The following is a 25,720-nucleotide window of genomic DNA, read 5'->3' as shown; positions in this document are numbered from 1 at the left end:
GTCTGTTTCTACAGGCCTGTGAGAGCACTCACGGCGAATGCCGCAGTCTGATATCCGACGTTAAAAAAGAGGTTTGATGTGAAACTGACAGAGGTCGTAACGTAGTCACTCGGAACAACTCCATGACAACCCTGTCAGGAACCAACAGTGGACGACGACAAACGCCATCGCCCACTCAAAAATGGTGTTAAGTTGTTATTTTATATTGCGCTGAAAAGTATATGCCCACGAAAGGTAATATTCAATTCATTATTGTTAGGGCGCTAACTAAGTGTTTTTACAGGATTCCACCTGGCCCGGCGCCGTCAGGTGGGGCTGTTTTTGCTCCGCCAGTCGCTGGACGATATAGCCAACGACAGCCAGAACAATCGTGCCAGCCATCACCAGCGTAGTGGTCTGTAACGGGGATTCAATCCATGTTGACACCGCCAGACTGGCGAAAAAACAGAGGCCGAGCTGCAACATATTCTGCAAGGCGGCGGCTTTACCGGTCGCCTGGGGGAAGGGCAGTAACGCACTGGACACCACAATCGGGTAAATCGCACCGTTTGCCATCGCCATTCCACAAAACGGCAGTAGCAATGCAAACAAGGAAGGCTGCGGCTGCAGTGAAACAAAATAGATCGCGAGAATGCTGACGCTGTAGAAGGCCAGCAGCCATGGCAACAATTGGCGCCCGGCAAAGTGGTTCAACAGGGCGCGGCAGCTAAACCCGCCGACAAGAAACGCCACAGTTTGCGGAACATAGCTGAGGCCAATATCTGCAGGGGACAAACCAAGGTTACCCAGAATGAAAGGGGAGCCGGTGAGCCAGGCAAAGAAGCTGGCAGAGCACGCGGCATAAATCGCCACGTTGCCACTGTAAATAGGCGACTTCAGCAATGTGAGGAAGCCAGGCGTGCGGGGCTTAACGGCAGCGTGATCGTCCACCGGGCGTGACGGCAAGCGCAATGTAGGGATCAGTAGCGCGAGACTGAGCAGTAACAGGACAACGAAAATAGAACGCCAGGAAAAGTGTTGCAGTAACCAGGCACCCAACAGGGGAGCCAGCGCAGGCGAGAGGGCGACCAGGGGCATAATGGTGGCAAAGACACGGTTGGCCCGCGGACCACTGTAGCGATCAACCACCAGAGCCTGCCAGCTCACCGCCGCAGCGCACACACCCACGGCCTGAATAAAGCGAACGATCAGCAACCAGAAAGCCGACTCCACCCACAGCATGGCTGCACAACCAACGGCGAACAGACTCAAGCCCATCATCAACACCGGTTTGCGGCCGATGCGGTCTGACAACGGGCCCCAGACTAGCTGTGCGCAGGCAAACCCGGCGAGGAAGATACTTAAACTGGCGCTAATGGCGCCGGCTTCCGTCTGCAAGTCCTGTTGCATCACGCCAAACGCGGGTAGGTACATATCGGTAGCAAGAAAGCCCAGCATGCTGAGCAGCGCAAGGTAAATCATAAATCCTTTGGAACGCATGGTTTTTAACTCTTATTAGACAATTTTTTTACGCGTGCAGTGTAATCGCGTGCTGACCCGTCTGTGAAACGCTAATATTCGTGGGTTGCGATGAAAAATATTGAAGGCGAATCATGTGGTCTGAACATTCTCTTGAAGTGGTTGATGCGGTGGCGAGGACGGGCAGCTTTACCGCTGCTGCGGCGGAATTGCATCGCGTCCCCTCCGCAGTAAGTTATACCGTGCGCCAGCTGGAAGCCTGGCTGGCCGTGAGTCTGTTTGAGCGTCGTCATCGTGATGTGGAGTTGACGGACGCCGGACGGGTTTTCATTGAAGAAGGTCGTGCTGTTATCAAAAAAATGCTCGCCACCCGCACACGCTGTCAACAGGTGGCTAACGGCTGGCGGGGACAAATCAATATTGCGGTCGACAGAATTGTGCGCCCGGCACGCACCCGGCAGCTGGTCGTGGATTTCTACCGGCATTTTCCGGATATGGAACTGCATATCATGCCGGAAGTGTTCAACGGTGTGTGGGATGCGCTGGCTGACGGTCGCGTCGATGTTGCGATCGGTGCGACTCAGGCGATCCCGGTACGAGGACGTTTTGCTTTTCGTGATATGGGAAGTCTTAACTGGCGCTGCGTGGTGAAAACGTCACATCCTCTGCTGAGCCATGAGGGACCGTTAAGCGAGACGTTAATCCGTGAGTGGCCATCGCTGGTGCTGGAAGATACCTCACGTGCCTTGCCGAAACGCACCACGTGGACATTAGATAATCAACGACGGCTGGTGGTGCCTGACTGGGAAAGTGCGTTTGACTGCCTGCGAGCCGGGCTGTGTGTTGGGATGGTACCCGGTCATTTTGCCCAGCCCTGGCTGCAACAAGGCGTGTTAGGAGAAGTGACGCTGACGTCCCCGTTTCCCGACAGTCCCTGTTATCTCAGCTGGTCGGAACAAAGCGCCTCACCGGCGCTAAGTTGGTTACTGGACTATCTGGGGAGCACAGAAACCCTGAATGCAGAGTGGTTAAGCGAACATCCTGGCCAGTGGCAGGTGAGTGATTAACGGCGGTAGTCGCGGAAAGGACCATCGGCAACGGAACGACGCTCGATCAGTGAAGGGTGAACTTCAATGGTTTGCGGATCTTCGCGCTTGCTGGTAATACGGTCCAGCAACATATCAAAAGCGGTTTCGCCCAGACGCTCTTTTGGCTGGTGGACGGTGGTCAGTGCGGGCGTAAAGTAGCGGGCGTTGCGCACGTTATCATAACCGATCACTGAAATATCCTGCGGTACGCGTAGCCCCATTTCATCTGCTGCGCAAATCGCGCCCATGGCCATAATATCACCGCCACAGAAAATGGCCGTTGGGCGCTGCTTCTGCGACAAAATTTGCTGCATGGCGCGATAGCCAGATTCAGGTTCAAAATCGCCCTGCACCAGCCATTCATCGCGCAAAGTGATGCCCGCTTCTGCCAGTGCCTTCAGGAATCCGGCATGGCGGCCACCGCCTGTATTACGCTCAAGCTGGCCTGGGATCGCGCCGATATCGCGGTGCCCGCGTTCGATCAGGTAGCGCCCCGCCAGGTAACCACCCTCAAAAGCATTATCAAGCACGGTATCAGTGAAATCACCGCGTGATTCGCCCCAATCCATGACGACCATCGGAATATTACGGTTATCTTCCAGCATAGAAATCAACGTGTCAGGATATTCTGAACACATCACCAGCAGCCCATCGACGCGTTTTTGCGCCATCATTGACAGATAGGCCTGTTGCTTTTGCAGGTCGTTGTGCGCATTGCCCAAAATCAGCGTATAGCCTTTGGCAAAGCAGCGGTTTTCTATTGCTTCAATGATCTCTGCAAAATAGGGCGCTTCACTGGATGTTGCCAGAAGGCCAATGGTTTTGGTGTGGTTGACCTTCAGACTGCGGGCTACGGCGCTGGGGGAATAATGCAATTCTTTGATTGCAACCCATACCGCTTCGCGCGTCTCTTCGGCTACAAAGCGCGTTTTGTTAATCACGTGAGACACAGTGGTGGTTGAAACACCGGCGCGCTTTGCCACATCCTTAATTGTTGCCATGAAAATCGTACTCCTGGTGTTATCGTAACATCTTGATAACTAATTGGTTAAACGTTTGCCTGGGTACAGCCATTCCTGCCCGACCAGAATTATTTTGGGTGCTGTCTCAAAGGGTCGGGAAGGGGTAAAATCGTCCGTAGAGTGACATGCAGTGCTGACTTTTACACGTTGCCAACGGTGTTGCGCAACGGAATAAAGAATTCTAACAAGGCTGCGCACAGAAAACGAGATTTTTACGGGTAACTGTGGGAAAATCTGTTGGCTTACTAATAACAAGGTTATTGAGGAGAGAGAATGAACACTGATATGAAAATGACGGCGCTGACCGTTGTGGGTTCACTGCTGATGATTATTGCGTTTAGTTTTACGGCGGTAATGCATTAATTCTTGCACGGGAGGAGGAAACTCTTCCCGAACCCACACGCATTATCGAATCGTTTTAGGCGTCATCATACGGCGCGCACCGATGTAATGTTCCTGCCAGTAATCTTCGCTCAACGCACTGACCTGAATATCTTTACCTGTCCGTGGAGACTGAATAAATTTCCCTCCACCCAGATAGACGCCAACATGATCTGCTGTGCCACGTCCGTTAATACGGAAGAAGACCAGATCACCTTTCTCTAACTGATCGCGCTTAATCGAAGCCGCATCACGCAGATGGTACATTTCATTAGCCGTGCGTGGGATCTTGAACTTCACCAGGTCTTTATAGGCATACCACACCAGACCACTGCAGTCGAAACCGGTTTTCGGAGAGGTGCCGCCCCATTGATAAGGTTTACCGAGCTGGCCCATCAGCTTGTTCATCGCCGTCTCACGTGCTTTCTGGTAGCGAGCGCGATGCGCTTTGCTGAGTTTGAGCGGGGCGTTCAGAGCATCGTTATCATCGTCAGTGGCTTTGCTGCCTGCGCGTTGACGACCATGATGTTTTTTATCTGCTTTTTTGCTGGCCGCGAGTTTTTTACTCAGTGTTTTCTTCTCCACCTTCGCATTACGCACCGGGGCCACGCTGGTTTTTTTCTTTTCTTTCTCTTTCAGTTTTTTTGCCAGCAGAAGCCGTGCTGATTTAGAGGGTTCTTTTTTAGCGGTTTCTTTGGCTTTCTTACTGACAGGTTCTTTGACTTTTTTGGTCGAAGTGGCTTTTACCGGGCGGCGCTTACGGCGGTCATCTACACGTGCAGTATTGCTTTCGGCTTTTTGCTGTTTTGCATTAATAGGGGCATGTGGCGATGCGTGCGCCATGTTGAAGAACAACTGAGTGAAAGCCAGTATGAAGAGCGTGATGAGTAAACGCATCGTTCCCATTAACAGTTTGTGCGCTACAAAAAAGCAGCAACGCGGTAAAAAAAGAGATTTCTGCGGTATGCAGAAGGTTAGGCCAATTCTAATCTAACTTCTTAACAAAGGGTAAGGTCTTTTTTGTTTCAATAATACAGATCAAGAAAATGATGTAATATTGAGCACAATCAGGTGGTTAACCCAGCAATAAAACCAGTGTTAGTCATAACAGGTGCAGCAGTGATGATAAGAAAATGTTATTTTGTTTCCCTGTTTTGTCTATTGGTCACATTTTTACCTCTCTCGCATGTGAAAATGTCATTTTCATCGCCAGGGCAGAATCGCTACAATAAGCAGGCTGCGCCCAGCCTACACACGATGTATCGTATTGAGGAAGATATTTATGAGTACTGTTGAAAAAATTCAACGTCAGATCTCTGAAAACCCTATTCTGTTGTACATGAAAGGGTCCCCTAAACTGCCAAGCTGCGGTTTCTCTGCTCAGGCTGTTCAGGCGTTATCTGCTTGTGGCGAGCGCTTCGCGTACGTTGATATTCTGCTGAACCCGGACATCCGTGCAGAAATGCCAAAATATGCCAACTGGCCAACGTTCCCACAGCTGTGGGTAGACGGTGAGCTGGTGGGTGGCTGCGATATCATCATCGAGATGTATCAGCGCGGCGAGCTGCAGCAGTTGATTAAAGAAACTGCGCAGAAATATCCGTCTGACGCCGCAGAGTAACGCAGGCTTATTGGCAGCATAAAAAAAACCGGGCCCTGAGAGGTCCGGTTTTTTTTCGAGTTTACAGCACGTTGCTTTATTCTTCGCTGTCGTCACTTTCTGCATCAACCGGCAGTGGCCAGCCTCCCAGACGTTTCCAGCGGTTGACCAGTTCGCAGAACAGATCGGCCGTTTGCAGGGTATCGTACAGTGCGGAGTGTGCCTGGGCGTTATCAAAAGGCATTCCAGCTGCGGTACAGGCCTTCGCCAGAACGGTTTGCCCCAGTACAAGCCCGCTGAGTGCCGCGGTGTCAAAGGTGACGAATGGGTGGAAAGGATTACGCTTCAGGCTGGCGCGTTCGGCAGCCGCATTCATGAAGTTCAGATCGAATGTGGCGTTGTGTGCCACCATAATCGCCCGGCTACAGCCGCTCTCCTTAATTCCCTTGCGCACCAGTTTGAAAATGGCATGCAACGCTTCATGTTCACTGACCGCACCGCGCAGCGGATTCTCCGGGTCGATACCGTTAAATGCCAGCGCTTCAGGTTGCAGAACTGAACCGACAAAAGGCTCTACGTGGAAATGGATCGTCTCATCTTTCTCCAGCCAGCCATCGTCATTCATCTTTAGCGTCACCGCTGCGATTTCCAGTAATGCGTTAGTTTTGGCATCAAAACCGGCGGTTTCAACATCAATAACGACTGGATAAAAACCGCGAAAACGGCTGCTAAGGGTATTCAGTTCATTCGATTCAGACATCGGCATCTCACAGGAGAAAAAAAGGCAGCGCGCATTATGGCAAATTTTGTCGGGGGATGCAGCAGGGAGGGGAAGCGGGTGCCTAAAAGGCACCCGAAATACTTAGTGGCCGAGGCCATTACCCGCTTGTTTGTTCTCGATCAGCTCAATTTTATAGCCATCCGGGTCTTCAACAAACGCGATCACGGTGGTGCCACCTTTTACCGGACCGGCTTCACGGGTCACGTTCCCGCCATCGTTGCGGATACGATCGCAGGTCGCGGCCACATCATCCACGCCCAGTGCGATATGTCCGTAAGCATTGCCCAGGTCGTATTTATCCACGCCCCAGTTGTAGGTCAGCTCAATGACAGCACCTTCGCTCTCTTCGGTGTAGCCGACAAACGCGAGGGTGTATTTATATTCGGTATTTTCACTGGTGCGCAGCAGGCGCATGCCCAGCACTTTAGTATAAAAATCAACAGAGCGTTGCAGATCGCCAACGCGCAGCATGGTGTGAAGTAAACGCATAACATCCTCTTTTATCGGCGTCATCGATGGATGACGTAAAAAAACCAGTATAACGATTATGCCATCGGGTGCGAACCCTTGTGGAAATTAACCGAGGAACGGATAGTCTGTATAACCTTCGGCACCGCCGCCATAAAAAGTTTCTGGCTTAGGTTCGTTCAGCGGAGCATCGTTTTGCAGACGCGCGACCAGGTCCGGGTTGGCAATATAGCTGCGGCCAAACGCAACAGCATCAATCAGGCCTTGCCCGATAAGGGCTTCGGCTTTTTCTGCCGTGTAACCGCCCGCGCCGACAATGACGCCAGGATAAACAGCACGGATGGCCTGACGGAATTCACGGGTGTAAGGCTTGCCACCGGCCCAGTCAGGTTCAGAGATGTGCAGGTAGGCCAGTTGGCGTTTTGCCAGCTCAGCAATAAAGTACAGGGCGGCTTCTTCCTGATCTTCGCCGTTATCCAGACCGTTGAAAGGCCCCAGCGGAGAAATACGGATACCGATGCGATCGGCACTCCAGCCTGCAATGGCGGCATCCACGACTTCCAGCGCAAAGCGGGTACGATTTTCGATACTGCCACCGTACTGGTCGTCACGCTGGTTGGATGCCGGAGAAAGGAACTGGTGAATCAGGTAGCCATGAGCGGCATGCAGTTCAACCAGATCAAAATCGGCCTCACGTGCATTAATTACGGCCTGACGGAAGTCACCAACGATGCCTGCAACTTCTGCCGTGGCTAATGCGCGCGGTGTGGAAGTGGCCTCGCGTACCGGTTTCCCCTCTGCATCACGCAGGGATGTGCGGGTTTCGGCATTAATAGCAGAAGCAGAAACGGGATCCTTACCTTCAGGTTGCAGGCTGGCATGAGAAATACGCCCGGTGTGCCAGAGCTGCACGGCGCTGTGGCCGCCATCCTGATGAATCCCGGCGTTAATCGCTTTCCAGGCACTCATCTGCTCTGATGAATGTAATCCCGGTGCACCGGCATAACCTTTCGCCTGGAAGCTGATCTGTGTCGCTTCAGTAATAATCAACCCGGCAGTTGCGCGCTGGCGATAATATTCACCCATCAGTGGGGTAGGGATATCGCCGGGCTCAATGCTACGCAGGCGCGTCAGCGGTGCCATAAAAATGCGGTTAGGCACGGTGATGGCACCGGTTTTCAACGGGGTAAACAGCGTGTTCAGTTTCATAACTTACTCCTGGTAGACCGGTCGACTAGTGTGGGTTGTTTTTTTTAAGCTTTACGCAATATGCGCGTCATTTCCTGCCATGCATTGAGTAACGGTGCATTATCACGGCAGATTTTACTTTGCAGACTGGCGCCCAGCCACAGCGTGTACAGGGTTTGTGCACAGGCTGCACTGTTCACGTCAGCATGCAGTGTTTGCTGTTGTTGTGCTCTTTCCAGTGATGCCTTCAGGGTATCCATCAACGCGGTTGATCCCGCATGTAACGCACTGCGCATAGCTTCAGACAGATCGCAGACTTCGGCGGATAATTTCACCGACAGGCATCCCGCAAAACTGCTTTCTTCACAGTAAGAGAGTGACTGATGATAATAGTCGAGCACGCGCTGGCGGGAATCATCCTGATGATCATTCAGATAATCTTGCAGACGCTGATGATAGCGGGCGAAGTAGCGTTCCAGCATGGCAACGCCGAACACTTCTTTAGAGGCAAAGTAGTAATAGAACGACCCTTTTGGCACTTCTGCCTGTTTCAGCAGCTCGATCAGGCCCATACCGTTGAAGCCGCGCTGAAGGCAGAGCAGTTCACCGGTATCGAGCAGATGTTCACGTGTGTCAAAGCGGGTCGTTTTATTCATCGCAGCAGAGTACTAGACCGAACGGTCGGTTTCAACCCTTAGCTGCTTTTACGACACGATCGGATCATATCCAGAGAAGGTTGATACTCCCGGGTTTGCACATTCATCATACCCAACAGGGTATGGAAGATGTTGTCTTGAGAGACATCATCGGTCTGCGCCTGTCGTTGCAGGCATTGCTGATCAATGCCAAATGCGGTGGCGTAGTCCGGTGACATCCAGAGTAAAAACGGAATATGTGTCTGCTGGCTCGGTGCAAACACGTAGGGGGTGCCGTGCAGATACATCCCATGTTCCCCCAGAGACTCCCCGTGGTCGGAGAGATAGACCATCGCCACGTTGTATTTATCACTGTACGACTTCAGCAGATTAATCGTGCTGTCCAGCATGCTGTCAGTATAGAGAATGGAGTTGTCGTAAGTATTGACCAGCGCCTGAGGGTCGCAGTCCTGAATCTGATTACTGTCACAGGTTGGTGTGAACTGTCGCAGGGCATCCGGGTAACGCAGATAGTACGCCGGGCCATGGCTGCCCATCTGATGCAGGACAATCACCGTGTCATCCTTCACGCTGTCAATATAGTTACTGAGGCGATGCAGCAGCACGTCATCAAGGCAGTAATCACTTTTGCATAATGCACTGACCTTCCATTTGGTCATATCAGTATGAGGTACGCGATCGCAGGCACCTTTACAGCCACCGTCATTTTCTCGCCAGAGTACGTTAACACCGGCATGCGCCATGACATCCAGCAACCCTTCCTGATGGTGTGCACGACCCGCGTCATACTGCTGGCGCGGCATATTAGAAAACATGCAGGGCACGGAGATGGCGGTTTCGGTGCCGCAGGACGTAGCGTTGCGATAGTAGATGACATTGTCACGTTTCAGTTTTGGGTTAGTTTCCCTCGTATAGCCCCCGAGTGAGAAGTTTTCAGCCCGCGCGGTTTCACCCAACACAAAAATCACCAGTGTTTTTTTCTGCTCACCGGCTAACTGTGGGCCTTTACGGGCATCCTGGCCTATTTTAATCAGCGCCTGATCACCCGCAAACCAGCGGTTGTCAGTGTAGTGTCCAATACTGCTGACCACATTGGCTGGCGTGATCATTTTCACCAGACCTTTATTATTACGGATCATCGAGGCGTAATCTTTGTAGAACAGCGCTGCCACCAAAAGTACCACAAGAATGGCACTCAGAGACGTCACTGCGCGCCAGACGATAGCCATCCACCACGGGCGGTTGTTTTCGATTCGGGTCAGCAACATGATCGCCGCAGGGAGTACGCCCAGTAGCAGCAGCCAGAGGAGATATTTCACGCTGAACAGCGAGGTCGCTTCCTGCAGATCCGTTTCAAACACGTTCTGGATCATGTTGGTATCGATCACCGTACCAAAACTGTACATAAAGTAGTTGGCGGCGGCACTGGCAACGATCAGTATCACCAATAAAGGCTTACGTAGCCACGGCAGGGCGGCGACGTTGAAGATCACTAAAAAGGCGCAGAACAGCACCAGAGGAAGCGTAGCCGCATAAAGATAGTCGTGCAGTCCTTGATAGGGAATAATTTCCCATGCCCGAAGCAGGAAGATACTGTTGAGTATCAGCGCGAAAAACAGCGCAGCGCAAACGTTAAAGGTAATTTCATTACAACGTAACTTGTTCAGGCGTTTCATGGTCGTCCAGTAACAGAATAATCTGAAACAAGAGTAACCGGGAAAGCTTAGATAAACCTTAACTTTGCTTAAACATCGGGATAGCCCGCCAGAAGCGGGCCATAATATTAGTAAGCAACGGTAAACTGCTGGCGAATATGTTGCGGATGTTCGATTTCGTCCAGGATGGCTACGGCCAGATCAGCAACGCTGACAGACGCGGGTTTGTCTCCATCCATCAGTAATGAGGTGGTGCCCAGACGGAACTGCCCGGTGCGCGGGCCCGGTTCGAGAAACGCGGCCGGGGAAAGGTAAGTCCACTCCAGCGCCTGTTCTTCAGCCTGAAGCTGATTACGCAATGCACGTGCACCCAGCGCGCCGGGTTTGATATTAGCCGGGAAGGCTTCCGTATCGACCAACTCTACGCCCGGAGCCACTTCCAGGCTGCCAGCGCCACCCACTACCAGTATGCGCTTCACGCCGCTGCTTTTTACGGCTTGCAGGATTTGCTGGCTGCCGCGGGTAAATTTTTCAAAAAGATCGCTCTCCGCCCAACCCGGATTATAGGCGCTGATGACGGCATCCTGACCTTTCAGAACGCCACTCAACCAGGCGCTGTCATGAATATCACCTGTGACCACAGTCAACTGAGGATCTGAAGGCAGATTTTTTCCTGAGCGAGAGAGGGCCGTCACCTGATGGCCGCGTGCCAGGGCTTCTTTTACAACATCAGGGCCGACAAAACCCGTTGCGCCAATAATGGTAATTTTCATTTATTCATTCCTCTGTAAGTGTGGATTCAACTTTACGGCTTAACAGATAGGATGATAAGTGGCATATTTTAGCTTTTATAATGAAGTGATACTTACGAATAATGGAAAAACTCAATCGTATGGCCGTGTTTGCAACGGTTGTCAGCGAAGGCTCTCTGGCAGCCGCTGCACGCCGTCTGGGCATGTCGCCTTCAGCGGTTAGCCAGCATCTGCGGGCACTTGAGCAGGCGGTGGGTGTGCCATTACTGCATCGTTCAACCCGAAAGCTCACACTTTCTGAGGCGGGGGCGGCATTCTATCCGGGCTGCGAGGCCATGCTTCACCACGCGCTGGAAGCGGAAAAACGACTCGCGGAAATGCGCGATACGCTGAGCGGAGAGTTGCGCATCAGCGCAACGGTAGGGATCGGCGGCCAGCCGCTGTGTAGTGCGTTATCACCCTTGTTACAACAGAATCCGGGGCTGAAGCTACGCATTATTGCCACCGATAACGTGCTGGATATGATTGAGCATCGGATTGATATTGCTTTACGCTTTAGCCGCCAGTTAAGTGATGCCAATATTATTGCCCATCCGCTGGCAGAATGGCCGATGGTTATCTGCGCAGCACCCGCCTATCTCAGCCGTTATGGCGTGCCGCAAACGCCGCAGGCACTCTCAGCCCATCGCTGGATACACGGTCATCGGACGCACCGCCATATTGATTTCCATCATCCAAGAGAAGGGGCGTTGACGCTGCGTCTGGCTGAAGGGCAGGTAGTCAGTGACAGTATGAACGTGATGCGTGCATTTACCGTTGCGGGGATGGGGCTGTCATTGCAGCCGTTGCAGGAGATACAGGAGGAGCTGCACAGCGGGCAACTCATGGTGCTGCTGCCTGAGTGGCGCGCCAGCCCTCTAAAGCTGACGGCACTCACGCTGGAACGCGTTTTACCGGAGAAAAGTCAGCAGGCGTTACGTGCGTTACGTGACTATTTTAGTAAAAATCACCGGGTCACACTTGCAGACATGGGATGAGCCGTCTTCAATGAAGACAGAGTGAACTTACCAGGAGTGGCGGTGGCAGAGCAATTAGAGTTTTTCCCGGTACCCAGTCCCTGTCGCGGGATCTGTCAGGTTAACGAACGCGGTTACTGCCGTGGCTGCCTGCGTAGCCGTGAAGAACGGTTCAACTGGATGACGTATAACGATGCACAGAAACGTGACGTTCTGCGTCTGTGTCGCCTGCGTCTCCAGCGCCAGCGTCGTGGGGAGAATCCAGACATTCCGGATCAGCCAGAGCAACCCACGTTGTTTTGACGCGGAGTTTGATCCGCCCCTGTTGTAGCGATGACCTGATGGCGTATTATCCGGGTCAGCTATTTCATCAACGGGAGTAAGAATAAGATGCTACAACGTGTACAGATCGCCCCACAGGGACCGTCATTTTCACCGCTGGTGATGGGATACTGGCGGTTGATGGAGTGGGGAATGACCTCTCAGCAGCTGGTGCAATTTATTGAGCAACATCTGGAATGTGGTATCAGTACGGTTGACCACGCTGATATTTATGGCGGCTATCAGTGTGAAGCCGAGTTTGGCAAAGCACTGCGCCTGCAACCGTCTTTGCGTCAACGTCTGGAGTTGGTGACGAAATGCGGGATTGCCACAACGGCAAACCCAGACAACGCCCTGGGTCACTATGTCACTGATGCCGCGCACATCATGACGAGTGCTGAAAATTCCCTGCGTTATTTTAATACCGACTACCTCGATCTGTTATTGATCCATCGTCCCGATCCCCTCATGGAGGCAGATGAAGTTGCCAGTGCGTTTCAGCAGCTTCATCAAAGCGGAAAAGTAAAACATTTCGGTGTATCTAACTTTACTCCTGCACAATATTCGCTGTTACAGTCACGACTGCCGTTTACACTGGTCACCAACCAGGTTGAAATTTCCCCTGTGCACCAGCCGCTGTTATTAGACGGTACGCTGGATCAGTGTCAGCAGATGCGGGTCAGGCCGATGGCATGGTCATGTCTTGCAGGCGGGACGATGTTCAGCGCACCTGAGTTCCAGCCGCTGCGTGATGAACTGTTATTGATCCAGCAAGAGACCGGTGCAGAGAATATTGAGCAGTTGATTTATGCCTGGATTCTGCAATTACCTTCTAAGCCACTGCCGATTATTGGAAGTGGTAAAATTGAACGAGTCAGCGCGGCAGCGAGAGCGGTTAACGTGACGCTGACTCGTCAGCAGTGGTTCCGTATTCGTAAAGCGGCCCTGGGTTTTGATGTGCCGTAATCCGCAATCAACAGTAGTAGCATCATTGTCTGACGACATCACGTTGATGTCGTTTGCAACCGTGAGAGTGAACAGTATAAACGCCAGATAATCCCGGCCAGATCGATGCCTTGATCTTCATGAGTATCACGCAGTATATCGATGCGCTGTTGTAGTGTTTTCAACGTATCGTTCAGGGGAATAGGGTGTATCCCGCGTTCACTGATAATAGATTGCAAATCGTGTAGCACGGCGTCGCGTATATTTGCTAATGCTGAAGAGGGTGTTTTCCAGTTGCGCAGATTCCAGGCAATATGCGAACAGTTGAGCAATACAACGCCCCAGCGCATCAGCCACAGATGTGCCTGGTCATCGCGACTATTTTTAAGTTGGTTGATGCGGTGATAAACCAACGATTCAAAACTATTCTGACTTAGGCGAGGGCGTCTTCCCAACTGGTCGACAAACTCACTGCGCAAAGCGCGGATATGACGCCTGCTGCGGTGTTTATCAGAACTGGGACGCAAAATACAGAAGGCCAGCCAGACCATCGCCACGCCACAGACTTTTGCCAGGTTATCATTAACAAAACCCGAAAAATCATAGGTGGGGGGATTGGTGACTGACAGGAAGGACCCCATAAAAACAACCAGTTGCCCCCAAAGGGCAGCCCGTTTTTTATCCTGTAATTTAATCAGTTGCATGGTGATCAGCAGAGGGAAAAGTACGATAAGAAATTGCCACAGTACGGTCACCTGAATCATGAAAGCAAACTTCATGACAAAGCTGAAGAGTGACAGCAGCACCAGTGTTTTGATCAATAATGTGGCGCTGCTGACCGGGGATGCAGAAGATGAATAAAGCACGCAACTGATAGCGGCCAGCGTCAGTGCTGAGTCACCGGAATCCCACTGCGTTGTGATCCAGAAACTGGTTCCGAAAAAAATCACACAAAAGGTTCGCAGCGCATTCCAGCTGGCTTCTGCCCCATCTGCTTCGCGAGCCAGTGATGGCACAACCGGAGGAGTGAGATCCGTATGGTTATCTGCACGTTCGAACTGGCGTAGCCAGCGTGCGATATTCAGATACAGCCAGCAGAAATAACGTAGCTGCTCCCAGAAGGCCCGGTGCCGATAGTCCGTCGTGTCCATCGGGGCAGCGCGATAGAGTATTTGCGCCAGGTAATACTTATCTTTTTCACCCTTAGCCATGGCTTCCAGTAGCTGATGTAGCGTTACAAACAGGTTTTCTGGTGGGTTTTCCCAGTTAAGCAACATCCGACGCAGGCTGGAGATAATGCTGGTCAGGCGCAACTGCTGGTGCAAAACATAGTTCAGCACATTGTTTTGACGGCGAAAGCGGTAATGACTCCAGAATGCCTGGATGCGCAGCAGATTCATTGTCAGGATTTCGCCAATCACGTTTTCGTGGGCCTGGCGTATCGTGCTGGTGTCCTCTTTATTTAACATCTCCGTTGCATGGGCGAGCAGCTTGCTGTGCATCTCTTTGAGGGAATGAATTAACGTCTCTCCATCCGAGGTGCTGGGCAAGATCATCATCATGAGTGCGCCGCACAGTATTCCGGAAATGACCTCACAGACGCGTGCCTGCGTAATGGTCCATATACTGTCGATCTCAACTTCATTGACACAGGTAAAGGCGATGATGGCGGCGGTATAGCCTGCCAGCGAAAAGGCGTAGGCCACATTATTCTGATAATGGTTTGATATCCACGTGCACAAAGCCAGCCAGCTTGCAATCGACACTGCAAAAAGCCATGGCTCGTCCAGTGTATGACCGGCGATCACCAGGGCTGCCGTCGCGCCCAGCATACTCCCCACAATGCGCCCGAGGCTTTTACTGATCACGCCGCCAACAGTAGGAAAACTCACCACGGCAGCAGAGGTCATCGCCCAGTAAGGTTCATCCAGCTGAAGACCGTAAGCGATACTCAAGGCCAGACACATGGCGATGGTATTACGCAAGGCGTAGCGCCATTGCGCAGCAGTGGCTTTGTTCCACGGCAACTGCTGCCATTGCAGCCAGCTCAGATTAAGTCGACTCATTGCTGGACAGAAATTGTGCAGGTGGTCCCGGCGACCAGTGTTATGGCGGGCGGAAGATGAGTCAGGCGGATACGCACCGGTACGCGCTGGGCCAGCCGGACCCAGGGGACGTTCGGTTTGATATCCGGCACCAGGCCGCTGTCGGATTCGATACTCTGGTCGTAGATTGCCCGGCCAATACTTTGTACCACGCCGGTGAGTGGCTGATCGTTACTGTACAGGGTGATATTCGCCTTGGCGCCTGTGCGGATATGACGCAGCTTGGTCTCTTCAAAATAACCCATCACGTAAAACGAATGGCTATCTACCAGCACAAACAGCGGTGATCCGGTGGTGGCGTAGTTGCCTATCCGGGTTTCCAGATTGTTGATCCAGCCATCGGTGGGGGCAAAAACCACGGTTTGCGACAGGTTCCAGCGTGCACGGTCCTCCTCAGCCTGAGCAGCCTTAACGTTTGCTTCCATTGCCTTGACGTTGAGATTAGCGACATCAAGCGCTTCTTCTGAAATAACATTACGGCCAAGATTTTGACGGCGATGAGCCTCATGCTGTGCCTTGATAAGGTCCGACTGTGCTTTTGCCAGTTGGGCTTCTGCATTCAGTACGGCAATACGATAGGGCTTATCATCAAGGGTAAACAAGCGGGTTCCTTTAGTCACAAACTGGTTATCTTCGACATCGAGCTCAACAATGCGCCCGGAAACCTGTGGAGTAATACTGACCAGTTCGGCTCTGACTTTGCCATCTCGTGTCCAGGGTGACTGCATATAGTAATTCCACATCCACCAGCCGGCACAGAGTGCCGCCGCGAAAAAAAACACGGTGGAAAAGTATCTTAAATAATTTAGTTTCATTACGTTACCCGACGATTAACAACCCCAGAGAGGCGGCTATGCAGAGAGTAAACAAGGAGAGATCCAATAAAGTGGGGTGCCAGATCTCGCCTGAGTACATCCAGTCACGCAGTAACGGATGAAGTAGCAGCCATAAGAAAAAACCGAGCAGAACGACTTTGAACAGGGGCGGAAAAAAAAGTGAGTCCCCGAGCACCAGCTCGGTGATGGGGCTGGCAGCCGTTAATATTGATGTCATCACACACAAAATCCCTATGACCAGTGAATTACCGATGAGGATAACTGAATGAGTCCATCTGATTATGATGGATTTGTGTTTTGCCTTGTAAACTCGCAGAATAGTCTAAAATCATGCTTGATAGCTAGCAAGCTAATTATAAGAGGTAGAAATTGAATACAACTCTGGGAACCGACTTGTCAAGATTGGTACGTATATGGCGCTCATTAATTGATCAGCGATTGAAACCGTTGCAGCTGACACAAACCCATTGGGTGACGTTACACAACATCCACCAGCTACCGCCTGAACAGTCGCAAATTCAGCTGGCAAAAGCCATTGGTATTGAGCAACCTTCTTTGGTACGCACCCTCGACCAGCTGGAAGAGAAAGGGTTAATCACGCGCAGCACCTGTGCGAATGACCGCCGTGCTAAGCGTATCAGCCTCACGGCGCAGGCAGAACCGATTATTACTCAGGTTGAGCATGTGATTGATGCGACTCGTGATGACATCCTGGCCGGAATTTCTCAGCCGGAGATCGACAAAATGGTGACGCTGATTGCCAGACTGGAAAAGAATATTCTTGAGCTTCAGGGACGAGATGAATAAAAAAAACCGGCATAAGGAGCCGGTTTTTTTATGCGCTACTGTGTCATTAGCGTGGGGAAACAGTGATCTGGCTACCGTTTGACGCCATTGCTACGCGCTGACCTACAGAGTAGCGGCTTACAGCCTGTTTCTGGACCACCATGATGGTGTTGCCATCATCTTTGCGGATTTCCAGCTCAACGCCCTGGCTTTTATTCAGCGAGCCCTGAACACCCTGGCCTGCAACACCACCAGCGACGGCACCAGCTGCGGTTGCCAGACTACGACCCGCACCACCACCAACTGTGTTACCAAGGAAACCGCCCAGTACTGCACCACCAATGGCACCGATAACGTTGCTGTCATCGCCACCCTGAATTTGCACCGGACGAACAGATACCAGCGTACCGTAACTCACGGTCTGAATCTGTTTAGCTTCAGAGGCGCTGTAAACATCACCGGAAAGAGTATTGTCATTTACACAGCCAGCCAGCGTTATCCCGGCAAGCGCCACGATTAATAAACGCATCGTCATCATTAAAACTCCTATGTGTAGCAGGTGCTGCGGATCATCGGGCAGCGGTCAATAACACTATTATAAGGTACAAGCCGCGCCTTTCTCACAATTAGTTTGTAAAAGCACCGCAGAAAGATAACCTGGAGTGCTTAAACGTGGATTCAATCACGACAAGAAAATACGACGTCGTTAACAACGTGAATAAAAGATCACTAAATCATAGAATTGACGCGCTAATTTTGCCAGGCTGGCGCAATGACACTCATACCCGCAGACGGGATAAGGCGAAGGCATGAAATCAGGTCGGTTTATTGGCGTTATGTCTGGCACCAGCCTGGACGGCGTTGATGTGGTGATGGCGGTGATTGATGAACATATGGTGGCACAGCAGGCCAGCTATAGTCACCCGATCCCACAAACGCTGCGCCAGCAGATCCTGGCGATCTGCCAGGGGCAATCATTAACGCTGTCGCAGTTAGGGCAACTGGATACCCGCTTAGGACGGTTGTTTGCGGATGCGGTACTGGCGTTACTCAAGCAGCAGGGATTGTCAGCGGATGATATTACCGCCATTGGTTGTCACGGCCAGACCGTGTGGCATGAGCCGCAGGGCGATGCCCCAAATACCTTACAAATTGGCGATAATAATCAAATCGCAGCAGCAACGGGTATCACCGTAGTGGGCGATTTCCGCAGGCGCGATATGGCGCTGGGCGGGCAGGGCGCACCGTTGGTGCCGGCTTTCCACCATGCGGTACTGATGCACCCCACTGAGCGCCGCATGGTGCTGAACATCGGAGGCATTGCGAATTTGTCTTTGCTGCTACCCGGGCAAACATTGCGTGGGTTTGATACCGGGCCTGGCAATATGCTGCTGGATGCCTGGATCTGGCGGCAGCAGGGCAAACCCTATGATAAAGAGGGGGCATGGGGGGCCGGCGGTCACGTGGCCTGGCCACTGCTGCAACAGATGCTCAGTGACCCCTATTTTGCACTGAGTGCACCGAAAAGCACCGGACGTGAATATTTCAATCTGAGCTGGCTGGAACAGCAGCTGTCATCCTTCCCGGGTCTGCCCGCACAGGATGTGCAGGCAACGTTGGTGGAACTGACGGCAACCACTATCGCACAACAGGTCTTACTCAGCGGGGGGTGTGACAGGCTGCTGGTCTGCGGCGGTGGGGGCCACAATCCCCTGTTGATGTCCCGTCTGGCGGCGCAGCTGGCCGGGACGGAAGTGACGAGTACCGACCAGGCTGGCATCAGTGGCGATGATATGGAAGCACTGGCTTTCGCCTGGCTGGCCTGGTGTACCTTGAGTGGGTTACCCGGCAATTTACCGTCGGTGACCGGTGCGCGTGAGGCCAGCGTGATCGGGGCAATATTCCCGGCAAATCGTCCTTTTCGCTGATTGCATCACCTGAAAAGACGTTTTAGCCTAAGTGAACCTCCCGTAGCTCACAAGGAATAAACAATGAAAAAGGGGTATATCGCCGTCGCCGGCATGCTGGTGGCGCTGTCAGGATGCAGCTATTTTCAGACCGACTCTCATACGCCGGTCAACACATTGCATTATACCTGCGGCACGCTGCCGTTAACGGTCAAACTGGATAACAGTAAAAGCGAAGTTAGCCTGATCCTCGACGGTCAACCGCTGGTGCTGAAGCAGCAGCCTGCGGCGTCCGGAACCCGCTACAGCGATGAGCATTACGTTTTCTGGTCGAAGGGCGACAGCGCATTCATTGAGCGCAATGACAAAATCATTATCGATGACTGTCAGCTTCAGCAACCAGCCAGTTAACCCATTGAACTATTGTAGGGTGCGGCGCACAATGCGGTATCCCTACTTATCAGAAGCCAGAGCGATGACTGACAGCGACCATCTGCAACAAATTGCCCATCTGCGGCGTGAATACACCCGTGGCGGCCTGCGCCGCAAGGATCTCCCCGCTAATCCGTTGACCTTGTTTGAACACTGGCTTAACCAGGCGGTTGAAGCACAGTTGCCGGATCCCACGGCCATGAGTGTGGCCACGGTGGATGACCAAGGACAACCCTATCAGCGTATCGTCCTGTTGAAGCATTTTGATGAGCGCGGCATGGTGTTTTACACCAACCTGGGCAGCCGCAAAGCGCAGCAGCTTGAAATTAACCCGCGCATCAGCCTGCTGTTTCCCTGGCATATGCTGGAACGTCAGGTCATGGTGCTGGGGAGTGTTGAGCGTTTATCTACGCTAGAAGTCTTGAAATACTTCCACAGCCGCCCGCGAGACAGTCAGCTGGGGGCCTGGGTGTCGAAGCAATCCAGCCGCATCTCTGCCCGTGGCATTCTCGAAGGCAAGTTCCTTGAACTGAAGCAGAAGTTCCAGCAGGGTGAAATTCCGCTGCCGAGTTTCTGGGGCGGTTATCGGGTCAACATTGACTCAATGGAGTTTTGGCAGGGCGGCGCTCACCGTCTGCATGACCGTTTTTTCTACCAGCGTGAAGATGACGCATGGAAAATCGACCGCCTGGCACCCTAAAACACGAAATAATGCCGTCAATGGGTGGATCGCAGCGGTCCGGCCCATTATTCTATATCCCTTATTTTCTCTCCGCGTTTCAGCGGAAAGCTGTGTACCAGCTTAGGTGCAGACTTTTTCACATGGAGTCTTAGATGGCCAGCAGTAACCTGATCAAACAATTGCAAGAGCGGGGCCTTGTCGCCCAGGTAACGGATGAAGAGGCGTTAGCAGAACGACTGGCGCAGGGGCCAATCGCACTCTATTGTGGCTTCGACCCGACTGCCGACAGCTTGCACTTGGGGCATCTGGTGCCGTTGCTCTGCCTGAAACGTTTTCAGGATGCCGGACATAAGCCAGTGGCTTTAGTCGGTGGCGCAACTGGCCTGATCGGCGACCCGAGCTTTAAAGCAGCCGAGCGTAAGCTGAACACCAGTGATACCGTGAATGAATGGGTCGATAAAATCCGCCATCAGGTTGCCCCTTTCCTTGATTTCAACTGCGGCGACAACAGCGCGATTGCAGCCAACAACTATGACTGGTTTGGCGGCATGAATGTGCTGACCTTCCTGCGTGATATTGGCAAGCACTTCTCTGTTAACCAGATGATTAACAAGGAAGCCGTTAAGCAACGTCTGAATCGTGATGACCAGGGGATCTCCTTTACTGAGTTTTCTTACAACCTGCTACAGGGTTACGACTTCGCCTGTCTGAACGAGCGCCACGGCGTGGCGTTGCAGATTGGTGGGTCTGACCAGTGGGGGAACATCACCTCCGGTATCGACCTGACGCGTCGTCTGCACCAGAACCAGGTGTTTGGTTTGACCGTTCCGCTGATCACTAAATCTGACGGCACCAAATTCGGTAAAACCGAAGGTGGCGCTGTGTGGCTGGACGCGAAAAAAACCAGCCCTTACAAGTTCTATCAGTTCTGGATCAACACCGCTGACGCAGACGTATATCGTTTCCTGAAGTTCTTCACTTTCCTGAGTATTGACGAGATCAACGCACTGGAAGATGAAGACAAAAACAGCGGTAAAGCACCCCGTGCCCAGTATGTTCTGGCCGAACTGGTGACCAAACTGGTACACGGTGAGGACGGTTTGGTGGCTGCACAGCGCATTACCCAAAGCCTGTTCTCCGGGGCGCTGAGCGAACTCACGGAACAGGATCTGGCACAGCTGGCACAGGATGGCATGCCGGGTGTTGAGTTGGAAAACGGGCAGGATCTGCAACAGGCATTGGTCAATACCGAGCTGGCCCCGTCACGTGGTCAGGCTCGTAAACTGATCGAGGCGAAATCCATCAGCATCAACGGTGCACTGCAAACGGAGGCAGAGTATGCCTTCGTAGAGGCCGACCGCCTGTACGGCAAATACACCCTGCTGCGCCGTGGTAAAAAGAACTACAGCTTAATCAGCTGGAAATAATAAGCAGGTTCGTTACGTACTGAAGCCGGCAATGCCGGCTTTTTTTAGGCAAGAAGGGTCAGAGTCGCGCGATGAAAAATATTCTCTCCATCCAGTCCCATACTGTTTTTGGTCACGCCGGAAACAGTGCAGCAGAATTTCCTATGCGCCGCCTGGGCGCAAACGTTTGGCCACTGAATACCGTTCAGTTTTCCAACCATACTCAGTATGGTCACTGGGCCGGAACGGTCATGCCGGCCAGCCATCTGACCGAGATTGCCCGGGGTATTGGTGATATTGATCGTCTGAAAACCTGCCATGCGGTGTTAAGTGGTTATCTCGGCTCCGCCGAGCAGGGAGAGGCTATTCTTGAGATTGTACGGATGGTCAAAGCGGCAAACCCGGAAGCCTGGTATTTCTGTGATCCGGTGATGGGCCATCCGGAAAAGGGCTGCATTGTGGCACCGGGTGTGGCTGAGTTCCATGCGAATGCCTCCCTACCCGCCAGTGATATTATCGCGCCCAATCTGCTGGAGCTGGAAATGTTGAGCGGGCGTCAGGTGGCCGATGTGGAGCAGGCTGTTGCGGCAGCACGTGAGCTGATTGCTAAAGGGCCAAAAGTGGTGCTGATTAAGCACCTTGCGCGGGCCGGTTACCGTAGCGATCGCTTCGAAATGCTGCTGGTGACGGCAGATGAAGCCTGGCATATTGCCCGTCCGCTGATTGACTTTGGCGTGCGCCAGCCGGTAGGGGTGGGTGACCTGACCAGCGGATTATTGCTGGTGGACCTCCTGCACGGGCTATCGCTGCAACAGGCGCTGGAACATGTGACGGCCGCTGTGTATGAAGTGATGCTGAAAACCCATCAGATGGGTGAGTATGAGCTACAGCTGGTTGCTGCACAGCAGGCGATTGCTGAACCGCAGCAGCATTTTGCGGCAGAGAAACTCTGACCCGCTATCGCGATACCGGGCAGGCCTTTTAGGCCTGCCGTCGTCATTAGTTCAACCCTTCAGCTTTCAGCGCCGCGATCACGTCAGGGCGCGCAGCCACCCGTTCAAACCAGTCGTTTAACGCATCCAGTCCACTCAGGTTCAGCTTCAACGCATGAGCCCAGCGGGTCACGGTAAACAGATAAGCATCTGCCACGGTGAAACGCAGCCCCATCAGCCACTGCTTCTCTTTTAATTCGGCATTCACGTACTGGAATTTCTGCTCCAGCAATTCTCTGGACAGTACCTTAAACTCGTCCGGAGTGGTGGGGCGAAACAGCGGGCTGAACCCTTTATGCAGTTCAGTGGCAATATAATTGAGCCATTCGAGCGTATGGTAGCGTGTCAGGCTGCCGGGTGGGGCCAGCAGTTGGCGGTCAGGTTTCAGGTCGGCAAGATACTGCACAATCGCCACGCCTTCAGTCAGCACCGACCCGTCATCAAGTTGCAGCGCCGGAACCTGGCCTTTCGGATTGATTCGCAGATAGTCTTCGCCCTGTTCCGTCTTCTTCGTTTTGGTATCCACGGTGACCAGCGTGAAATCAAGGCCGGATTCGCGCAGCACAATATGGGGTGACAGTGAACAGGCCCCGGGTTTACAGAACAGCTTCATTGCTCGCTCCTTTCATTGAATGATGACCATCTCCTCAGCTTACTGCCGAAGAACATAAAAGTCAGTGTCAACGCGCGGACAATGGCGCATTTTTTGCGGGTTAATTAACCACTGGCAAACGCTGCTGCCCCAGACTGCTCAGTTCAGGCAGAGATGTCCGGGCAAGATCCCAGAATGCGCGCACTTTTGCCGGCATATATTTTACGTTCTGCGCGACCAGTTGCACCGGAACGGCCGGAGGGCGGAAGTCCGGCAGAATTTCGATCAGGGTGCCCCGCAGCAGGTCATCATGCACCTGATAAGAGAGCAGGCGGGCAATACCTTTCCCGGCGCGGGCAGCAATCAGCTGAGTTTCGACCTCATTGACAGTCAGTCTTGGCGTAATGCGTACTCGCTCCTGCTGCACCTCAGGGCCGAAGCGCCATTCTCTTTGCGCGGTGAGTGCCGCACTGGCGATGAGGTGATGATCGATCAGCATGGCGGGCGTCAGCGGTGTGCCGTGCAGGGTGAGGTAGTCAGGGCTGGCAACCAGCATCCTTTGCACCTGACCCACCTCCGTCGCCACCAGTGAGGAGTCCCGCAACTGGCCGATGCGTACCGCCATATCCAGCCCCTGTTCGATGAGGTCCTGATAACGGTCACTGAGCATCAGGTCAATCTGGATATCGGGGTAGCGATCGAGAAATGTCAGCACCAGCGGTGCAATATGCTGGCGGCCGAACTGAACCGGCGCGGTCAGACGGACCCTGCCACTCAGCTGATTGCGGGTGGTGGCGTTCAGTGCTTGCTGATAATCCTCCAGCACGCCTTTTGCACGTTCAAAAAGCGCCAGTCCGGCGGGCGTGGGCGACAGACGCCGGGTAGTTCGTTCAATCAGGTTCACGGCAAAACGGCTTTCCAGCGCTGTCAGGGCACGCGTAATCGCCGGAGGCGACCGCCGCAGAGTGCGTGCCGCTGCGGCAAGGCTCCCCTGTTGCACCACGGCGACAAACACCGCCAGTTCATCCAGTTTATCCATGATTATTCCACTTTGCGAAATTATGAATTGCTATTTTTGCCTGTTTACCTCGTTTTCAGCAAGAGTAAGCTGAGTAAAAAACAGGAGATCATCATGAGTTCATTAACGTTATATGGCACCGGACTTTCCGGCCACGTTCACCGCGTCAGCGTGTTGTTAAGCATACTGGGTCTTTCCGCCACCTGGGTTGAAGCTGATGCCGAGGTCAGACAAAGTGCCGGATATCGGGCGCTCAATCCTCTCGGGCAGGTGCCCGTTTTAGTGGATGGTGACACGGTGATCAGCGACAGTAATGCCATTCTTATCTGGCTGGTGAAGCGCTACGCACCCGACAGTGGTTGGTTGCCGGCTGATTTGCTGGAGGAGGTGCAGGTGCACCAGTGGCTGGCAAAAGCCGCCGGAGAAATCCGTTATGGTGTGGCGTCTGCGCGTCTGATTAAGCAGTTCAACGCGCCGGAAAACTACGCTTCAGCGGTATATGTGGCAAAGAAATTTTTACCTCAACTGGAGGCACATCTTAGCGATCGTCAGTGGCTGGTGGGAAAACGTGCCACCCTTGCTGATCTGGCCTGTTATGCCTACGTGGCCTGTGCGCCTGAAGGGGGCATTGGTCTGCATGCCTATCCCCACATTCAGGCCTGGTTGCAGCAGACGGCCGCACTGCCGGGCTTTATCACGCTGCCACCTCTGCCTTTACCGGCGGAAGCGTAACGATGTTCCATCCAGGGGAGTTGCAGGCGCAGAAAAAAGCAGGCTATCAGCAGGTGAAAGCCGCCCTTTATCCATCGATGCCTGAACAGCACCGTCTGTTTTATCAGGACCTGCAGACTTTCTATATGACCGTACAGGATGACAGCGGTTACCCGTTTGCAGCCTTGGTTCAGGGGGCTCCCGGGTTCATTACTACGCCGGATGAGAGCCATTTTTCCCTGCTGCGCAGTGCCATCGAGGCGGTACCTTATCTGCCTGCATTGAAGTCCGGAATGGCGTTCGGTGGCCTTGGCATCGACTTCGCCAGCCGTCGCCGTAATCGGGTCAACGCAGTGGTAGAGGGTTTCAGTGACAATCGGCTACAGCTGCATGTACAGGAAAGTTTTGGCAACTGTCCGCAGTATATCCAGCGACGAACACTGCCCGCGCAGGATAAGCGACGATCGCTGCATATCGAACCCCTCTACACGCTGGATGCCGATGCGCGCTATCTGATTTCTGCTGCGGATACTTTCTTTGTGGCCAGCCATGCACCGCGCAGTCAGGGAATGGGAGGGGCGGATATCTCGCATCGGGGAGGGTTACCCGGGTTTATCACCCTCAGGCAGGGAAAGCTTTTTATCCCGGATTATTCAGGTAATCGTTATATGAACACGCTGGGAAACCTGCTGCTGGATCCCCGCTGTGCTTTGCTGATCATGGACTTCCATCAGGGTGCAGCACTGCATATTCAGGGAAGGGCTGAGATCCTGTGGCAATCACCGGGGGAAGGGCGAGTGGAACGTTACTGGACGGTTGAACCGGAACGCATCCTGCGCCTCAGGCAGTTATTACCCGCTGCCGGAACGGACGTGGAATATGCCGTGTCCACACTGGCAGCTGAAAGATAAAAAAAGGGCGA

Annotated in this window: 29 protein-coding genes; 14 read left to right on the top strand and 15 right to left on the bottom strand. The window is 53.0% G+C overall.

Annotation, left to right across the window (positions count from 1 at the left end; genetic code table 11):
* Positions 1–267: 267 nt before the first annotated feature.
* Positions 268–1,479, bottom strand: a complete 1,212-nt coding sequence (gene punC, locus HHI26_RS03345; protein ID WP_171148580.1) for a purine nucleoside transporter PunC — start codon at positions 1,477–1,479, stop codon at positions 268–270.
* A 113-nt stretch (positions 1,480–1,592) separates the two neighbouring features.
* Between punC and punR the strand changes: the two genes are divergently transcribed.
* On the top strand, positions 1,593–2,525 hold the full coding sequence (punR, locus tag HHI26_RS03340; protein WP_133845259.1) for a DNA-binding transcriptional activator PunR: 933 nt from the start codon (positions 1,593–1,595) through the stop codon (positions 2,523–2,525).
* Here the strand turns inward: punR and purR are convergent.
* A complete protein-coding gene (gene purR / locus HHI26_RS03335; RefSeq protein WP_133845257.1) occupies positions 2,522–3,547 on the bottom strand; it encodes an HTH-type transcriptional repressor PurR in 1,026 nt (341 codons plus the stop codon). The genes punR and purR overlap by 4 nt on opposite strands.
* Positions 3,548–3,841: 294 nt before the next feature.
* Here purR and HHI26_RS03330 point away from each other — a divergent pair, with 294 nt between their 5' ends.
* Complete coding sequence (locus HHI26_RS03330) at positions 3,842–3,931, top strand: YnhF family membrane protein (protein WP_133845256.1); 90 nt, start codon at positions 3,842–3,844, stop codon at positions 3,929–3,931.
* 42 nt (positions 3,932–3,973) lie between these two features.
* Here the strand turns inward: HHI26_RS03330 and HHI26_RS03325 are convergent, their stop codons facing one another.
* Positions 3,974–4,846, bottom strand: a complete 873-nt coding sequence (locus tag HHI26_RS03325) for a C40 family peptidase (RefSeq protein WP_171148579.1) — start codon at positions 4,844–4,846, stop codon at positions 3,974–3,976.
* 385 nt (positions 4,847–5,231) lie between these two features.
* Between HHI26_RS03325 and HHI26_RS03320 the strand changes: the two genes are divergently transcribed.
* Positions 5,232–5,570, top strand: coding sequence for a Grx4 family monothiol glutaredoxin (locus tag HHI26_RS03320; protein ID WP_133845252.1), 339 nt, complete (start codon positions 5,232–5,234; stop codon positions 5,568–5,570).
* A 76-nt stretch (positions 5,571–5,646) separates the two neighbouring features.
* Here HHI26_RS03320 and rnt read toward each other — a convergent pair whose 3' ends face one another.
* The 6 genes from rnt to HHI26_RS03290 all read right to left on the bottom strand — a co-directional run bounded on the left by rnt (position 5,647) and on the right by HHI26_RS03290 (position 11,070).
* Complete coding sequence (gene rnt, locus HHI26_RS03315; protein ID WP_133845250.1) at positions 5,647–6,315, bottom strand: ribonuclease T; 669 nt, start codon at positions 6,313–6,315, stop codon at positions 5,647–5,649.
* 96 nt (positions 6,316–6,411) lie between these two features.
* Positions 6,412–6,819: a lactoylglutathione lyase gene (gene gloA / locus HHI26_RS03310; RefSeq protein ID WP_133845248.1), complete on the bottom strand. Its 408-nt coding sequence runs from the start codon at positions 6,817–6,819 to the stop codon at positions 6,412–6,414.
* 87 nt (positions 6,820–6,906) lie between these two features.
* Positions 6,907–8,007, bottom strand: a complete 1,101-nt coding sequence (locus HHI26_RS03305) for an alkene reductase (RefSeq protein ID WP_133845246.1) — start codon at positions 8,005–8,007, stop codon at positions 6,907–6,909.
* Positions 8,008–8,051: 44 nt separating this feature from the next.
* The gene (locus tag HHI26_RS03300; RefSeq protein ID WP_133845244.1) at positions 8,052–8,642 is read right to left on the bottom strand and encodes a TetR/AcrR family transcriptional regulator; all 591 of its coding nucleotides are present in this window, start codon (positions 8,640–8,642) and stop codon (positions 8,052–8,054) included.
* Between the two features lie 38 nt (positions 8,643–8,680).
* The gene (gene eptA, locus HHI26_RS03295; RefSeq protein ID WP_167864606.1) at positions 8,681–10,318 is read right to left on the bottom strand and encodes a phosphoethanolamine transferase EptA; all 1,638 of its coding nucleotides are present in this window, start codon (positions 10,316–10,318) and stop codon (positions 8,681–8,683) included.
* A gap of 107 nt (positions 10,319–10,425) precedes the next feature.
* Positions 10,426–11,070 (bottom strand): NAD(P)-dependent oxidoreductase, encoded by a 645-nt coding sequence (locus HHI26_RS03290; RefSeq protein WP_133845240.1) that lies wholly within the window; start codon positions 11,068–11,070, stop codon positions 10,426–10,428.
* 101 nt (positions 11,071–11,171) lie between these two features.
* On the opposite strand from HHI26_RS03290, the gene HHI26_RS03285 reads away from it, so the two are divergent.
* From HHI26_RS03285 to HHI26_RS03275, 3 genes are all read left to right on the top strand, one after another.
* A complete protein-coding gene (locus tag HHI26_RS03285; protein ID WP_166653745.1) occupies positions 11,172–12,086 on the top strand; it encodes a LysR substrate-binding domain-containing protein in 915 nt (304 codons plus the stop codon).
* A 42-nt stretch (positions 12,087–12,128) separates the two neighbouring features.
* Positions 12,129–12,368: a DUF1289 domain-containing protein gene (locus HHI26_RS03280; RefSeq protein ID WP_159337210.1), complete on the top strand. Its 240-nt coding sequence runs from the start codon at positions 12,129–12,131 to the stop codon at positions 12,366–12,368.
* An 87-nt stretch (positions 12,369–12,455) separates the two neighbouring features.
* Positions 12,456–13,352, top strand: coding sequence for an aldo/keto reductase family oxidoreductase (locus HHI26_RS03275; protein ID WP_133845236.1), 897 nt, complete (start codon positions 12,456–12,458; stop codon positions 13,350–13,352).
* A 38-nt stretch (positions 13,353–13,390) separates the two neighbouring features.
* Here the strand turns inward: HHI26_RS03275 and HHI26_RS03270 are convergent, their stop codons facing one another.
* The 3 genes from HHI26_RS03270 to HHI26_RS03260 are packed head-to-tail and all read right to left on the bottom strand — an operon-like array spanning position 13,391 to position 16,489.
* Positions 13,391–15,397 (bottom strand): FUSC family protein, encoded by a 2,007-nt coding sequence (locus tag HHI26_RS03270; protein WP_133845234.1) that lies wholly within the window; start codon positions 15,395–15,397, stop codon positions 13,391–13,393.
* On the bottom strand, positions 15,394–16,251 hold the full coding sequence (locus HHI26_RS03265; RefSeq protein WP_171148578.1) for an HlyD family secretion protein: 858 nt from the start codon (positions 16,249–16,251) through the stop codon (positions 15,394–15,396). Before HHI26_RS03265 ends, HHI26_RS03270 begins: the two co-directional genes overlap by 4 nt.
* Positions 16,252–16,255: 4 nt before the next feature.
* A complete protein-coding gene (locus tag HHI26_RS03260; RefSeq protein WP_133845465.1) occupies positions 16,256–16,489 on the bottom strand; it encodes a DUF1656 domain-containing protein in 234 nt (77 codons plus the stop codon).
* Positions 16,490–16,641: 152 nt separating this feature from the next.
* On the opposite strand from HHI26_RS03260, the gene slyA reads away from it, so the two are divergent.
* Positions 16,642–17,079, top strand: a complete 438-nt coding sequence (slyA, locus tag HHI26_RS03255) for a transcriptional regulator SlyA (protein WP_133845230.1) — start codon at positions 16,642–16,644, stop codon at positions 17,077–17,079.
* Positions 17,080–17,125: 46 nt separating this feature from the next.
* Here the strand turns inward: slyA and slyB are convergent, their stop codons facing one another.
* Positions 17,126–17,593 (bottom strand): outer membrane lipoprotein SlyB, encoded by a 468-nt coding sequence (gene slyB / locus HHI26_RS03250; protein ID WP_133845463.1) that lies wholly within the window; start codon positions 17,591–17,593, stop codon positions 17,126–17,128.
* A 274-nt stretch (positions 17,594–17,867) separates the two neighbouring features.
* On the opposite strand from slyB, the gene anmK reads away from it, so the two are divergent.
* The 5 genes from anmK (at position 17,868) to pdxY (ending at position 22,438) form a co-directional block, all read left to right on the top strand.
* On the top strand, positions 17,868–18,986 hold the full coding sequence (gene anmK / locus HHI26_RS03245; RefSeq protein ID WP_171148577.1) for an anhydro-N-acetylmuramic acid kinase: 1,119 nt from the start codon (positions 17,868–17,870) through the stop codon (positions 18,984–18,986).
* A gap of 63 nt (positions 18,987–19,049) precedes the next feature.
* Entirely contained in the window at positions 19,050–19,376 is a 327-nt protein-coding gene (locus tag HHI26_RS03240) for an MliC family protein (protein WP_133845226.1), read from the top strand.
* A 64-nt stretch (positions 19,377–19,440) separates the two neighbouring features.
* Entirely contained in the window at positions 19,441–20,097 is a 657-nt protein-coding gene (gene pdxH / locus HHI26_RS03235; protein WP_159337207.1) for a pyridoxamine 5'-phosphate oxidase, read from the top strand.
* A 134-nt stretch (positions 20,098–20,231) separates the two neighbouring features.
* Positions 20,232–21,506: a tyrosine--tRNA ligase gene (gene tyrS, locus HHI26_RS03230; RefSeq protein ID WP_133845222.1), complete on the top strand. Its 1,275-nt coding sequence runs from the start codon at positions 20,232–20,234 to the stop codon at positions 21,504–21,506.
* Between the two features lie 71 nt (positions 21,507–21,577).
* Complete coding sequence (gene pdxY, locus HHI26_RS03225) at positions 21,578–22,438, top strand: pyridoxal kinase PdxY (protein ID WP_133845220.1); 861 nt, start codon at positions 21,578–21,580, stop codon at positions 22,436–22,438.
* Between the two features lie 46 nt (positions 22,439–22,484).
* Here the strand turns inward: pdxY and gstA are convergent, their stop codons facing one another.
* On the bottom strand, positions 22,485–23,090 hold the full coding sequence (gene gstA / locus HHI26_RS03220; protein WP_133845218.1) for a glutathione transferase GstA: 606 nt from the start codon (positions 23,088–23,090) through the stop codon (positions 22,485–22,487).
* Positions 23,091–23,190: 100 nt separating this feature from the next.
* Complete coding sequence (locus tag HHI26_RS03215) at positions 23,191–24,108, bottom strand: LysR family transcriptional regulator (protein WP_133845216.1); 918 nt, start codon at positions 24,106–24,108, stop codon at positions 23,191–23,193.
* 93 nt (positions 24,109–24,201) lie between these two features.
* Here HHI26_RS03215 and HHI26_RS03210 point away from each other — a divergent pair, with 93 nt between their 5' ends.
* Positions 24,202–24,819 carry a glutathione S-transferase gene (locus HHI26_RS03210; protein WP_171148576.1) on the top strand — a complete coding sequence of 206 codons (618 nt, stop codon included), beginning with the start codon at positions 24,202–24,204 and terminating at the stop codon, positions 24,817–24,819.
* A gap of 2 nt (positions 24,820–24,821) precedes the next feature.
* The gene (locus HHI26_RS03205) at positions 24,822–25,709 is read left to right on the top strand and encodes a pyridoxamine 5'-phosphate oxidase family protein (RefSeq protein ID WP_133845212.1); all 888 of its coding nucleotides are present in this window, start codon (positions 24,822–24,824) and stop codon (positions 25,707–25,709) included.
* Positions 25,710–25,720 lie beyond the last annotated feature (11 nt).

It is taken from the genome of Erwinia sp. JH02 (assembly GCF_013074405.1).
GTDB lineage: Bacteria > Pseudomonadota > Gammaproteobacteria > Enterobacterales > Enterobacteriaceae > Erwinia > Erwinia rhapontici.
Note: the sequence above shows the minus strand (reverse complement) of the source record. Positions and strands in the feature narration are given on the sequence as shown.

Bases quoted from the DNA above. Each gene is read 5' to 3' on its own strand.
- punC (WP_171148580.1), bottom strand. From the start codon at position 1,479: ATGCGTTCCAAAGGATTTATGATTTACCTTGCGCTGCTCAGCATGCTG.
- punR (WP_133845259.1), top strand. From the start codon at position 1,593: ATGTGGTCTGAACATTCTCTTGAAGTGGTTGATGCGGTGGCGAGGACG.
- purR (WP_133845257.1), bottom strand. From the start codon at position 3,547: ATGGCAACAATTAAGGATGTGGCAAAGCGCGCCGGTGTTTCAACCACC.
- HHI26_RS03330 (WP_133845256.1), top strand. From the start codon at position 3,842: ATGAACACTGATATGAAAATGACGGCGCTGACCGTTGTGGGTTCACTG.
- HHI26_RS03325 (WP_171148579.1), bottom strand. From the start codon at position 4,846: ATGCGTTTACTCATCACGCTCTTCATACTGGCTTTCACTCAGTTGTTC.
- HHI26_RS03320 (WP_133845252.1), top strand. From the start codon at position 5,232: ATGAGTACTGTTGAAAAAATTCAACGTCAGATCTCTGAAAACCCTATT.
- rnt (WP_133845250.1), bottom strand. From the start codon at position 6,315: ATGCCGATGTCTGAATCGAATGAACTGAATACCCTTAGCAGCCGTTTT.
- gloA (WP_133845248.1), bottom strand. From the start codon at position 6,819: ATGCGTTTACTTCACACCATGCTGCGCGTTGGCGATCTGCAACGCTCT.
- HHI26_RS03305 (WP_133845246.1), bottom strand. From the start codon at position 8,007: ATGAAACTGAACACGCTGTTTACCCCGTTGAAAACCGGTGCCATCACC.
- HHI26_RS03300 (WP_133845244.1), bottom strand. From the start codon at position 8,642: ATGAATAAAACGACCCGCTTTGACACACGTGAACATCTGCTCGATACC.
- eptA (WP_167864606.1), bottom strand. From the start codon at position 10,318: ATGAAACGCCTGAACAAGTTACGTTGTAATGAAATTACCTTTAACGTT.
- HHI26_RS03290 (WP_133845240.1), bottom strand. From the start codon at position 11,070: ATGAAAATTACCATTATTGGCGCAACGGGTTTTGTCGGCCCTGATGTT.
- HHI26_RS03285 (WP_166653745.1), top strand. From the start codon at position 11,172: ATGGAAAAACTCAATCGTATGGCCGTGTTTGCAACGGTTGTCAGCGAA.
- HHI26_RS03275 (WP_133845236.1), top strand. From the start codon at position 12,456: ATGCTACAACGTGTACAGATCGCCCCACAGGGACCGTCATTTTCACCG.
- HHI26_RS03270 (WP_133845234.1), bottom strand. From the start codon at position 15,397: ATGAGTCGACTTAATCTGAGCTGGCTGCAATGGCAGCAGTTGCCGTGG.
- HHI26_RS03265 (WP_171148578.1), bottom strand. From the start codon at position 16,251: ATGAAACTAAATTATTTAAGATACTTTTCCACCGTGTTTTTTTTCGCG.
- HHI26_RS03260 (WP_133845465.1), bottom strand. From the start codon at position 16,489: ATGACATCAATATTAACGGCTGCCAGCCCCATCACCGAGCTGGTGCTC.
- slyB (WP_133845463.1), bottom strand. From the start codon at position 17,593: ATGACGATGCGTTTATTAATCGTGGCGCTTGCCGGGATAACGCTGGCT.
- anmK (WP_171148577.1), top strand. From the start codon at position 17,868: ATGAAATCAGGTCGGTTTATTGGCGTTATGTCTGGCACCAGCCTGGAC.
- HHI26_RS03240 (WP_133845226.1), top strand. From the start codon at position 19,050: ATGAAAAAGGGGTATATCGCCGTCGCCGGCATGCTGGTGGCGCTGTCA.
- pdxH (WP_159337207.1), top strand. From the start codon at position 19,441: ATGACTGACAGCGACCATCTGCAACAAATTGCCCATCTGCGGCGTGAA.
- tyrS (WP_133845222.1), top strand. From the start codon at position 20,232: ATGGCCAGCAGTAACCTGATCAAACAATTGCAAGAGCGGGGCCTTGTC.
- pdxY (WP_133845220.1), top strand. From the start codon at position 21,578: ATGAAAAATATTCTCTCCATCCAGTCCCATACTGTTTTTGGTCACGCC.
- gstA (WP_133845218.1), bottom strand. From the start codon at position 23,090: ATGAAGCTGTTCTGTAAACCCGGGGCCTGTTCACTGTCACCCCATATT.
- HHI26_RS03215 (WP_133845216.1), bottom strand. From the start codon at position 24,108: ATGGATAAACTGGATGAACTGGCGGTGTTTGTCGCCGTGGTGCAACAG.
- HHI26_RS03210 (WP_171148576.1), top strand. From the start codon at position 24,202: ATGAGTTCATTAACGTTATATGGCACCGGACTTTCCGGCCACGTTCAC.
- HHI26_RS03205 (WP_133845212.1), top strand. From the start codon at position 24,822: ATGTTCCATCCAGGGGAGTTGCAGGCGCAGAAAAAAGCAGGCTATCAG.